Origin of the sequence: Legionella wadsworthii DSM 21896 = ATCC 33877 (assembly GCF_000701265.1) — a bacterium.
GTDB classification, from domain to species: Bacteria; Pseudomonadota; Gammaproteobacteria; order Legionellales; family Legionellaceae; genus Legionella; species Legionella wadsworthii.
Genome location: NZ_KL370761.1, coordinates 154,410 through 165,267, shown reverse-complemented (window position 1 = coordinate 165,267; position 10,858 = coordinate 154,410). Strand labels below are relative to the sequence as shown.

Here is a 10,858-nt window from a genome sequence, read left to right as displayed (position 1 = left end):
GGGAAGTAGGACAAGTGAAGCGGGGGAAGTAGGACAAGTGAAGCCGCGGGAAGTAGGACAAGTGAAGCGGTGGGAAGTAGGGACAAGTGAAGCTGCGGGAAGATGGGAAAAGTGAAGCTGTGGGAAGTCGGGAAAAATGAAGTTGTAGGAAGTAGTGGGAAGAGTGCGGCCGGAGAAAAGTGTATTTCATGGGATGAATTGAGAAAGTAATGCCGCGATAGGTGATGAGTGTACTATTTTAGGATTAATTCCTCATTGGTTGCTCAAATTTTTAGAATTTTAACAAAAATGTCACTGGCCCATCATTACATAAGTGAACTTGCATATTGGCTCCAAAACATCCACTTTGCGCCTGGGGAAACAATTGAGCAGCCCTGGTTAATAAAATATTAAATAATTGACGTCCTAATTCTGGTGTGGCTGCATTGGAGAAACTGGGACGTAATCCATTTTGGGTTTCAGCCATTAAAGTAAACTGAGGTACTAAAAGTAAGCCCCCTTGAACCTCTTTAAGGCTGAGATTCATTTTGCCTTGATTGTCACTAAAGATACGATAATGGATACACTTATTTAACATTTTATTAATGGTTTGTTCCGTATCATTCGGCTCAAAACCACAGAGAACCAAAAGTCCTTTTTCAATTTTTCCTACAGTTTCCCCATCGATGTCTACCCTGGCATGGGTTACTCTTTGAATGACAATCAACATGCATCAAGTCCTTGTCTCGAAATTTCTTTACTTGCATAAATTAATGCATCGATGATGCCCGATTCTCTATCTGAATGTCCTGCATCACGAACGATTCTTAAATTAGAGGCAGGTATGGCTTGATGGAGTTCAAAAGCACCGGACAATGGGGAGATTAAATCAAACCGTCCATGTACAATATAAGTGGGAATATGTCTTATCTTATGAACATTCTCCATGATCTGATTTTCTTCAATAAAAAAGCGGTTATTGATGTAATGAGATTCTAAAGTAGCAAGAGCCAAAGCAAAATGAGGATCGCTGAATTGGTCGATAACATATAAATGAGGTTGCAAACTACTGCAACGTGCTTCCCACAATGCCCATGATTTTGCTGCGCTCATACGGGCTAGTTCATTGGGACCTTGTAAACAATCTGCATAATATTTAGGTATTTGATCCAGCATGTTTTCGGGAACACTACTTGTAAATTCTTGCCAGTAATCGGGGTAAACCAGGTTCGCTCCTTTCTTATAAAACCAATCAATATCTTCCTTTCTGCCTAAGAATATTTGATGTAACTGGAGCGCTTTGATTTGTTGAGGAAACTTTTGAGCATAAAGGAGGGCAAGTAATGAACCCCAGCCCCCTCCGGACAGGACGAATTCAGATAATCCTAAAAAATCTCGTATTGCATCGACGTCGTCTATTAATAAATGGGTTGCGTTTTCTTTAATTTCCAAATGAGGCGTGGAACGTCCGCAGCCACGTTGATCAAAAATTACAATTCGATAATGCTGGGGATCAAAAAACCGTCTCAGATATCCATCTCCGCAGGAGGCGCCTGGGCCGGGATGTAAAACAATTACCGGTAAACCTTCAGGGTTTCCTGTTTCTTCAATATATAATGTATGCAAGGCACTGACTTTTAATTCACGTTGTGCATAGGGTTTTATGGAGGGGTAGAGTGCGTGCATTTTAGTCCTTTTAGGAATTTTATTAAAAAATATGGATTATTGTGCGCTGGGAACCTTTCGAAAGCAATAAGTATTCATTTTGACTTAAAAAACAAGATTTATACTATAGTTAGTATAGTCCCAATTTTCTTTTACTTGCGAGGAAACGGGATCTATTTATAGAATACACCACCTTTTTTTCCTGGAATTTATTTATGACTCTTGCTGCAATTCTTAAAGGATTGAATGAACGACAACGCGAAGCAGTTACCTCACCGCTAGGCAACATGCTGGTTCTAGCTGGAGCAGGTAGTGGTAAAACGAAGGTTTTGGTCAGTCGAATTGCCTGGTTGATTGAACAAGAACACATATCCCCGCATGGAATTTTAGCTGTAACCTTCACGAATAAGGCCGCTGGTGAAATGAGGGGTCGCTTAAACAATATATTAAGTACTCCTGTTTTGGGTTTATGGGTGGGTACTTTCCATGGTCTTTGTCATCGGTTGCTTCGCCGGCATTATAAAGAGGCGAATTTGCCTGAGTTATTTCATATTCTAGATTCTGAAGATCAAGCTCGTTTGATTAAGCGGGTTATTAGCTCTTTAAACCTTGATCCCGAACAATGGCCAGTGAAACAAGCCCAATCTTTTATTAACGGACGTAAGGATGAGGGAATACGACCACAACATGTACATACTTTGCCCTATGGGCCAGGTAAAACATTACTTAACATTTATCATGCCTACGAACAAGCTTGTCAGACCGCAGGGGTTATCGATTTTGCGGAATTGTTATTACGCACTCATGAGTTATTACGCGATAATCAAGATATCTTGACCCATTACCGTGGACGTTTTCAAGCTATTCTGGTAGATGAATTTCAAGATACCAATACCATTCAATATGCTTGGATTCGCCTGCTTGCTGGAGAACGTACTGCTGTTTTGGCCGTAGGGGATGATGATCAATCCATTTATGGTTGGCGCGGTGCAAAGGTGGAAAATATCCAACAATTTGCCCAGGATTTTAAAAACGCCCAAATGATTCGGTTGGAACAAAATTATCGTTCTACAGCAACGATACTGAATGCAGCAAATGCGCTCATTACACACAATAATTCGCGGATGGGAAAAGACTTATGGACCGATGGGGCAACTGGAGAAAAAATTCTAGTTTACTGTGCTTTCAACGAGCTGGAGGAGGCCCGTTTTGTCTGCGAACGAATCATGATGGAAATCAATCAGGGTGTTAGTGCCGATGAGATAGCTATTTTGTACCGTTCCAATGCGCAATCCCGGGTTTTAGAGGAAGCGCTATTGCGAGCGGGTATCGCCTATCGCATTTATGGTGGGTTACGGTTCTTTGATCGGGCAGAAGTAAAAGACGCTTTAGCTTATTTGCGGCTATTGGTAAATCCCGATGATGATACTGCTTTTGAGAGGATTGTAAATTTCCCAACCCGGGGCATTGGAGAAAAAACGCTTGATGATTTACGTCATTATGCTAAATCAGGACAATGCTCTTTATGGAACGCAGCCAAAAAATTATTGCAATCCGGTGAGATGGCACAAAGAGCTGGATCTGCGCTGTCAAAATTTATCGAATTAATAGAGCAACTACAAAAAGATACTACTGCAATGGAGCTGGATGAGCAGCTCTCAGTAGTCATTCAAGTAAGTGGGTTGCATGCTCATTTCAGTAAAATCAAGGGAGATAAATCAGAGTCTCGTCTTGATAACTTACAAGAATTAATTAATGCGGCAAAACAATTTCGTTACGAGCAAGATGAGGACGAAGAAATTCCGTTAGTGAATGCATTTTTAGCTCATGCTTCTTTGGAGGCAGGGGAGATGCAGGCCGAAGAACACGAACGTTATGTCCATTTGATGACTTTACACGCCGCGAAAGGACTTGAGTTTCCTATTGTTTTTCTAGTAGGCATGGAAGAGGGAGTATTTCCAGGAAAACAGTCTTTGGATGAGCCGGGACGTTTGGAGGAAGAGCGCCGTTTGTGTTATGTAGGCATGACACGCGCGATGCGTCAATTGGTACTCTCCTATGCAGAAATAAGGCGCCAATACGGGCGTGAAGAATATCACCGCCCCTCTCGTTTTTTAAGAGAGCTGCCGCCCGAATTACTTGATGAAATTCGTATTAAAGCAAGATTCCAGGCGCCAGCAGCCTTATCAACCAAGTCTTCAATTCCCCAAGAGACTTCGGGGCTTTCATTAGGACAAAGTGTAAGCCATGCGAAATTTGGATCAGGTGTGGTATTGGCAGTAGAAGGAAGCGGTGCCCATACTCGGGTGCAAGTCAAGTTTCGTGAACATGGTGTGAAATGGCTCGTTTTAGCTTATGCAAATTTAGCGGTTGAGGCGCAATAATAGAGAACAAATCAAATAACAACTCAGTCGAGGGGAGCATTGCCGTTTGCGATTAGGGTTTTTCCTACAATTGCTCCCCTGCAGCATCGGTCCAATAAAATCTATTTTTAATCTTTATGTTATTATGTAATACAAAAAATAATGCAAAAACACATGAACTATTGAATTTTCTCCAAGCGAATGCTAGGGTGCCGTTTGGAAAGTTGTTGGTATTATGTAAACTATTAAAAAAGGGGAACTGTGTGAAATTTACAAATTTATTAACAGTAGGAGCGCTGACAGCATCTTTAGTATCACCTGCAATTATGGCAGCAGATACCAATAATACAACTCCTATGTCTGAGGCACAAAAAAAAGACATTGAAAAAATTGTACATGACTATTTAGTCGCTAACCCGGAAGTGCTCCTGGAAGCTTCACAAGCCTTGCAGCAAAAGCAACAGCAAAATATGCAACAGCAAGCACAATCGGCCATCAAAGACAACACGGATCAATTATTCCAAGGTAAAACTACAATAGTCGGAAACCCTAAAGGCAATGTTACTATCGTTGAGTTCTTCGATTATCAATGCATTCACTGCAAAAAAATGTCCCCAATTATTGATAATTTAGTTAAAAAAGACAGTGACTTACGCATTATCTATAAAGAGTTCCCAATTTTTGGCAAGAGCTCTGAAACGGCTTCCAGAGCTGCTTTAGCTGCAGGCATGCAAGGTAAATATCAAGCCATGCATAATGCATTAATCACTATGGACAAGCGTCTAAACGATCAAATTATCATGTCTACTGCGAAGTCTTTAGGTTTGGACATGAAAAAATTAAAGACAGACATGCAAAGTAAAGAAGTTACAGCCGCATTAGATGCAAACCGCGAGTTGGCAGAAAAACTGCACTTGATGGGAACCCCTGCCTTTATCATTGCTTCGACGCCAAATGGCGAATTTAAAACAGGTACTGAGCCATCCTTTATACCTGGCGCTGCAAGTGAAGAGTCGCTACAAGAGTTAATTAAGAAAGCGGCAGGTAATTCATAATAATCGCTGTATTATGAGCCTGGATGAAAGCGAAGCTGACTCCAGGCTTTGCGTGGTAAAAATTTCCCTGTTTCGTTGTTGCTTTATTTAGCCTACATTGAGATTTTCATGACAAAACCATCTACATTTCAGGACATTATTCTCACATTGCAGCAATATTGGGCTGCTCAAGGATGTGTCATTTTACAACCTTTTGATATGGAAGTTGGGGCAGGGACTTTTCATCCCGCTACTTTTTTGCGGGCAATTGGTCCAGAACCCTGGTCGGCTGCTTATGTACAGCCTTCACGCAGGCCAACGGATGGACGTTATGGAGATAACCCAAATCGGGTACAACATTATTATCAATTTCAGGTAGTACTCAAACCTTCTCCTTTAGACATACAAGATAAATACTTAGATTCCTTACGGGCGCTGGGCGTGGATCCATTAGCTGATGACATTCGTTTCGTAGAAGACAATTGGGAATCACCTACTTTAGGTGCCTGGGGTCTAGGATGGGAGGTATGGCAAAACGGTATGGAGGTATCGCAATTCACTTATTTTCAACAAGCTGGAGGTTTGTCCTGTTCTCCGGTGACCGGCGAGCTCACTTATGGTTTGGAACGTCTCGCGATGTATATTTTAGGTGTCGATAATTTATTTGATCTACCCTGGAGTAATACAGCAAATGGCATCATCACTTATGGAAATGTATTTCACCAAAATGAAGTAGAAATGTCTGCTTATAATTTTGAGCATGCTAATGTAGAGGAGTTGTTTAAGCAATTTGATTATTATGAGAGCGAAGCACAGAAATTGATCGCCCTCCAATTACCTCTTCCTGCCTATGAAATGGTGATTAAAGCCTCTCATTCATTTAATTTGCTCGATGCACGTAAAGCCATATCTGTGACTGAAAGACAACGCTATATTTTACGTGTAAGACATTTATCAAGGTCGGTAGCGCAAGCCTATTATCAAGCGCGAGAAGCGTTGGGCTTTCCTATGCTTAAACAAAAGGTGTGTGATGGTCAATGATTTTATTTTTGAATTAGGTTGTGAAGAGCTGCCTTCTGGTTCGGTTTGGCCGTTAGCCGACGAGTTTGCCAAAAATTTATTGGCTGCTTTAGATAAAGCACAATTAACCTACGGCCAAGTCAGACGGTTTGCTACACCCCGACGGCTTGCGATTACAATTTGTGATTTACAAGAAGAGCAAAAAGATCAAAGTGTTACCCGCCGAGGGCCTGCCCTGGCTGCGGCATATGACAATCAAGGGAGTCCCACCCCTGCTTTGCAAGGATTTGCTAAATCGTGTGGTGTGGAAGTAGAACAACTTTCTCAAATAGAAACAGAGAAAGGGGGATGGGTTGTTTATGAAATGCAAAGCAAGGGCAATAAAACTTATGATTTATTACCTTCCCTGGTTAATCAGTCCCTGGAATCGTTATCCATTGCTAAACCCATGCGTTGGGGAGCGGGTGAAGAAGAATTTGCCCGGCCTGTTCATTGGGCTGTGATGCTTTATGGTGATAAAGTAATCGAGCATAATTTTTTTGGAATTAAAAGTGGTCAACACAGTAGAGGCCATCGTTTTCATCATCCACAACAAATTATCATTCCCTCAGCAAAAAGCTATGAACCAATGATGGAAAAAGCTTTTGTTATTGCTGATTTTTCAACCAGGAAAAAAACCATAATAAGGCAAATTGAAGAATTAGCTGCTTCAATTCAAGCGACAGCAATCATGCCTGATGATTTATTAGATGAAGTGACCTCTATTGTCGAATGGCCACAGGCTCTGATGGCTAACTTCGAAAAAGAATTTTTAGAAGTGCCAGCGGAATCGTTAATTGCTTCAATGCAATCCCATCAAAAATGCTTCGCATTAAAAGACAAACTAGGGAATTTGCTTCCTCATTTTATTACTGTTTCTAACATTGCGAGCACCAAACCAAAACAAGTGATATTAGGGAATGAAAAGGTGATGCGAGCTCGTTTGAGTGATGCGGCTTTCTTTTTTAAACAAGATAAAAAAATGCCCTTAAGTCAGCATATTCCAGATACCAATAGGGTAATTTTCCAAGCAAAATTAGGAAGCTTACAGGATAAAGCCTTACGGGTCGAATCACTGATGACTTATTTAAGTCCTGCCCTTCATTTAAATTTAAACCTGGCGCAAAGGGCTGCACAGTTGAGCAAATGTGATTTATTGACAGGAATGGTGGGCGAGTTTCCTGAATTACAGGGTTTAATGGGTTATTATTACGCACTGAATGACGGGGAAGATCAGAGTGTCGCTCAAGCTTTAAATGAACAATATATGCCGCGTTTTGCTGCAGACTGTTTACCGGAAAGCGATTTAGGTCTTGCTTTATCTTTAGCGGATAGAATCGATACTTTAGTGGGTATTTTTGCCATAGGCCAAAAGCCCACTGGAGTAAAAGATCCTTTTAAGTTACGCCGGCATGCTTTAGCAGTAGTGCGTTTGCTTATTTCAACGTCAGCGCAACTTAATTTGAGCACGTTATTAGAACAAGCAACGGTTCATTACGGAACAAAAATATCCATAGAAACAAATTTGCTGACTGATTTAAAAGCTTTTATTCTGGATCGCTTGCAATCTCATTATCAAGGGCAAGGATTAACTGCCGATTTGGTTCATGCAGTACGAGCACGCCAGGATGATTGGTTGTATGATCTGGACAAGCGATTAAGTGCATTACAAACATTTGTCAATCTTCCAGAAGCCGCATCCCTTTCTGCTGCATGCAAACGAGTGAATAATTTGCTGTCTCAAGCTGGAAAGGACAGTCTATCTTCAGTGAGAGAAGAACTTTTTACAGAAGAATCCGAGAAGTTTCTTTACATTCATATCAATCAAATTGCACGTGCTGTAGAGCCATTATACCGATCGGCTAATTACGGTCCTTTATTGAAACTTCTTGCCAGTTTAAAAGAGCCAATTGACTTATTCTTCGATAAAGTGATGGTTATGGTAGAAGATGAAGCCATAAAAGCCAATCGTTTGTCACTCTTGGCCAGTTTGCAAGAATTACTGCAAGGTGTTGCTGATATATCGCTATTACAAATGAGCTGAAAAAACAAATAAGAAATTTCGGCTTAAATAAAATAATGGTAAATCATATCATGTTTTAAATAAAAGCGCCTTTTTGAGGACGGTTTCGGTTGTCGGGTATCTTGATGATATCTTTCCGCTCAGGCGGAATATCCATCATCAATGTAATTTTTTACAGTGGGGCGGGATGGGTTCCCGCTTTTGCGGGAATGACATGAATTTAAAATGATAAATATTACAGCAGTAGGTTATGAGCACGAGGGGTTACGGGAAAAAGCAAAATCTATCGCTGAGCAATTACATTTTAAATTAGTTCAAAATGCCAATCCATGCCTCTTTGTTACTGAAGAAAAACTCACGTTAAAAATACCTGGATTTTCCCCAATTTCGGCAGAGTTCAGCGCTTCATTTTGGAGGAAAAGAAAATCTCAGGGAAAAAAACAAGGATTAATACGTGCTTGTAAACCGTCTCCTGGAACTCAAATTATAGACGCAACGGCAGGATGGGGACGTGATTCTGCTATTCTGGCAAGCTTTGGTGCTGAAGTATTGATGTTGGAGCGCAATCCCGTAATGGCTGCTCTATTGGCAGACGCCCTACAACGTCAAACTGAAGAAGACCGGAAACAAATGAAATTAAGATTGCATCAAGGGGATGCTTATTCCTATTTGGAGTCGTTAGAAAAACAAAACCATCCTGATATTATCTATATTGATCCCATGCATCCCGAACGCAGTAAATCCGCCTTGGTAAAAAAAGAAATGCAAGCATTACAGCAAATTATTGGTACAGATAAAGATGCGCTGAAATTAATACAATTGGCACTTAAAAACACCCAAAAGGTAGTGGTTAAATGGCCACAAAAAGATGAACCCTTAATCCCAGCACATGCGCAAATAGAGGGGAAAACAGTCCGATTTGATATTTATGTAGGTGTGTAAAGAAATACCTACATCATTAACCGAATTCTTCCAGCTCTTCTCTTAAGCGTTTTTCTTCAAATAAATCTTCTATTTTTCTTCTTCTTTCTAATTTAGTAGAAGGATTCGATTCTGTAGTGACGATGGAGTCAACTCCAAATTCTTCCATTTCGTTCCCATCTTCATCAAATTCACGAGTACTCATCGCTATCTCCTTAGCTTCACCCGTAGTGAATCTTTATAAAATACCAGAATTTAAGATTAGAGAGTAGTGGAATTTTTTGAACATTAATGATATAAAAATGGTGGAATATTTCCACCATATTGATTAAGAATTTAGAACTCGTTGTATCTCTGCTTCGTCACGTTTTTCTTGGTCTAAATCAGGTACCTCTATATCTGGGCCTGTTCGCGACTTCCTGCCTTCATTTAATGCTTTCTTAATTTCAATTTGTCTGTCCTTGTCATTTTCAAGGTCATCTAGACCTTGAGGTTGTTCATATTTTTTAATTTTATCACGGGTCTCTTTCGCTTTTGAGTGGAGACTTTGTAGCTCAGCAGGAGTAAACAAAGTCTTTGGATCGATTTCATTACCTGAGCCATCTTTTAAAACGATACCTTTTAATGCTTTCTCACCTTCTTGCCCGGGTAAGGGATCGGGGTCAAAACCCGATTCAAGCGCTGCTTCATATGCTTGTCTTGCTCTTTCTTTTTTAGTCTTTGGATCATCAAAGTTTATGGTCAAAGTAATAGAGTCGAAGCCAGAGGCTTTGACTGCTTGAGCCATAGTTAGCATATCTACTTTGGGATTTTGATGTCTGCTCAAATAGTAGAAAGGAGAAAGGATACGAGGAGACATATTGACGCTCCACATACCAGTTGCCTTATCATGATTTATTTTTTTTCCTGATAAAGAGATAATAAAATTTAAGTCATTCGGATCAAGAGAGGAGATTGTATTATTTTGAACGTCTACATTCACGCTTGTATTTCTTTGGGGAGGAGTTCCGCCTAATCTGTCAAGTTTTTCCCGACGTGCTCGCCCAATTTCCCTGAGCATTTCTTGTCGTTTTGCCGCATCAAGATCCATTGCCATTTTTTCAATGAACTTAGAGAAGGCTACCTCCTTACCTTCCTTTGCATAAGCATCAGCAATGATCTGTTTATTTTCTTTAGCAGCAGTATTAAATTTTGCAAGTTGTTCTTCGTGGGAGGTTTCTAAATCTTTTATTAATTGATCTTCTATTTTTTTTAATTCTGCAGTATCTGTTTCATCGACACCCATAAGCTTACCAATATCCTTTGCCAGGTCTGGAGCTTTGTCCTTAAGTTCAGCCATCTCTTCCTTTTGCTGTGCCTTAAGTGCGTCTCTTCCATTTTGTTCTATTACATACAGTTTTTCTAGAAGAGATTTTACAGTTATATTACGATCTTCTGGAATTTGTTTTAGTTGTTCCTGAAAGTAGTCCATGGAGTTTTTATAGATCTTGAGTGCAGAACTAAAATAATCCTTGGGGGCAAGTATGGCTTGGAACGCTTCTCTGATCTGTTGTTTTTCTGGTTCAGTACCTTTGAGTAATTTTTCAAGTGTATTTTCCTTTTCTGAACCAAATGGCGTTTTAAATCCTTTATGATCTTTGATTCTATCTTCCACCTGAGCTTCTAAACCCTTGGGGGAAAATTTACTTATGGCTTCTTTATTCAACCCAATTTGATCGCGATATTCTTGATAAATTTTTTCGATTGCTTCGGGTGTGAATCTTTTAACATATTCATTAGAATTGAGTAAATTAAACAATGCTTGTCTACGTGTT

General features: G+C 40.2%; 9 protein-coding genes. 5 read left to right on the top strand and 4 right to left on the bottom strand.

Annotated features, from left to right (window positions below; genetic code table 11):
* Positions 1-271 precede the first annotated feature (271 nt).
* Together dtd and pip are read right to left on the bottom strand one after the other, a co-directional pair.
* Positions 272-709: a D-aminoacyl-tRNA deacylase gene (gene dtd / locus BU07_RS0115140; RefSeq protein ID WP_031567512.1), complete on the bottom strand. Its 438-nt coding sequence runs from the start codon at positions 707-709 to the stop codon at positions 272-274.
* On the bottom strand, positions 703-1,665 hold the full coding sequence (gene pip, locus BU07_RS0115135) for a prolyl aminopeptidase (RefSeq protein ID WP_031567510.1): 963 nt from the start codon (positions 1,663-1,665) through the stop codon (positions 703-705). Before pip ends, dtd begins: the two co-directional genes overlap by 7 nt.
* A 194-nt stretch (positions 1,666-1,859) precedes the next feature.
* On the opposite strand from pip, the gene uvrD reads away from it, so the two are divergent.
* From uvrD to BU07_RS0115110, 5 genes are all read left to right on the top strand, one after another.
* The gene (gene uvrD, locus BU07_RS0115130; protein ID WP_031567508.1) at positions 1,860-4,028 is read left to right on the top strand and encodes a DNA helicase II; all 2,169 of its coding nucleotides are present in this window, start codon (positions 1,860-1,862) and stop codon (positions 4,026-4,028) included.
* A 242-nt stretch (positions 4,029-4,270) separates the two neighbouring features.
* Complete coding sequence (locus BU07_RS0115125) at positions 4,271-5,062, top strand: DsbA family protein (RefSeq protein WP_031567506.1); 792 nt, start codon at positions 4,271-4,273, stop codon at positions 5,060-5,062.
* Between the two features lie 108 nt (positions 5,063-5,170).
* Complete coding sequence (glyQ, locus tag BU07_RS0115120; protein WP_031567503.1) at positions 5,171-6,082, top strand: glycine--tRNA ligase subunit alpha; 912 nt, start codon at positions 5,171-5,173, stop codon at positions 6,080-6,082.
* Positions 6,072-8,144: a glycine--tRNA ligase subunit beta gene (gene glyS, locus BU07_RS0115115; RefSeq protein WP_031567501.1), complete on the top strand. Its 2,073-nt coding sequence runs from the start codon at positions 6,072-6,074 to the stop codon at positions 8,142-8,144. Before glyQ ends, glyS begins: the two co-directional genes overlap by 11 nt.
* 204 nt (positions 8,145-8,348) lie before the next feature.
* Positions 8,349-9,065 (top strand): class I SAM-dependent methyltransferase, encoded by a 717-nt coding sequence (locus BU07_RS0115110; RefSeq protein WP_031567499.1) that lies wholly within the window; start codon positions 8,349-8,351, stop codon positions 9,063-9,065.
* Positions 9,066-9,081: 16 nt separating this feature from the next.
* Here BU07_RS0115110 and BU07_RS17570 read toward each other — a convergent pair whose 3' ends face one another.
* Together BU07_RS17570 and BU07_RS0115100 are read right to left on the bottom strand one after the other, a co-directional pair.
* A complete protein-coding gene (locus BU07_RS17570; RefSeq protein ID WP_165482416.1) occupies positions 9,082-9,249 on the bottom strand; it encodes a PA3496 family putative envelope integrity protein in 168 nt (55 codons plus the stop codon).
* Positions 9,250-9,372: 123 nt separating this feature from the next.
* Positions 9,373-10,842 carry a hypothetical protein gene (locus BU07_RS0115100; protein ID WP_242601899.1) on the bottom strand — a complete coding sequence of 490 codons (1,470 nt, stop codon included), beginning with the start codon at positions 10,840-10,842 and terminating at the stop codon, positions 9,373-9,375.
* Between the last annotated feature and the right edge of the window lie 16 nt (positions 10,843-10,858).

What these genes read in the sequence shown, in the direction of transcription:
- glyS (WP_031567501.1), top strand. Translation starts at nt 6,072, where the DNA reads ATGGTCAATGATTTTATTTTTGAATTAGGTTGTGAAGAGCTGCCTTCT.
- dtd (WP_031567512.1), bottom strand. Translation starts at nt 709, where the DNA reads ATGTTGATTGTCATTCAAAGAGTAACCCATGCCAGGGTAGACATCGAT.
- BU07_RS0115110 (WP_031567499.1), top strand. Translation starts at nt 8,349, where the DNA reads ATGATAAATATTACAGCAGTAGGTTATGAGCACGAGGGGTTACGGGAA.
- glyQ (WP_031567503.1), top strand. Translation starts at nt 5,171, where the DNA reads ATGACAAAACCATCTACATTTCAGGACATTATTCTCACATTGCAGCAA.
- BU07_RS17570 (WP_165482416.1), bottom strand. Translation starts at nt 9,249, where the DNA reads ATGAGTACTCGTGAATTTGATGAAGATGGGAACGAAATGGAAGAATTT.
- uvrD (WP_031567508.1), top strand. Translation starts at nt 1,860, where the DNA reads ATGACTCTTGCTGCAATTCTTAAAGGATTGAATGAACGACAACGCGAA.
- pip (WP_031567510.1), bottom strand. Translation starts at nt 1,665, where the DNA reads ATGCACGCACTCTACCCCTCCATAAAACCCTATGCACAACGTGAATTA.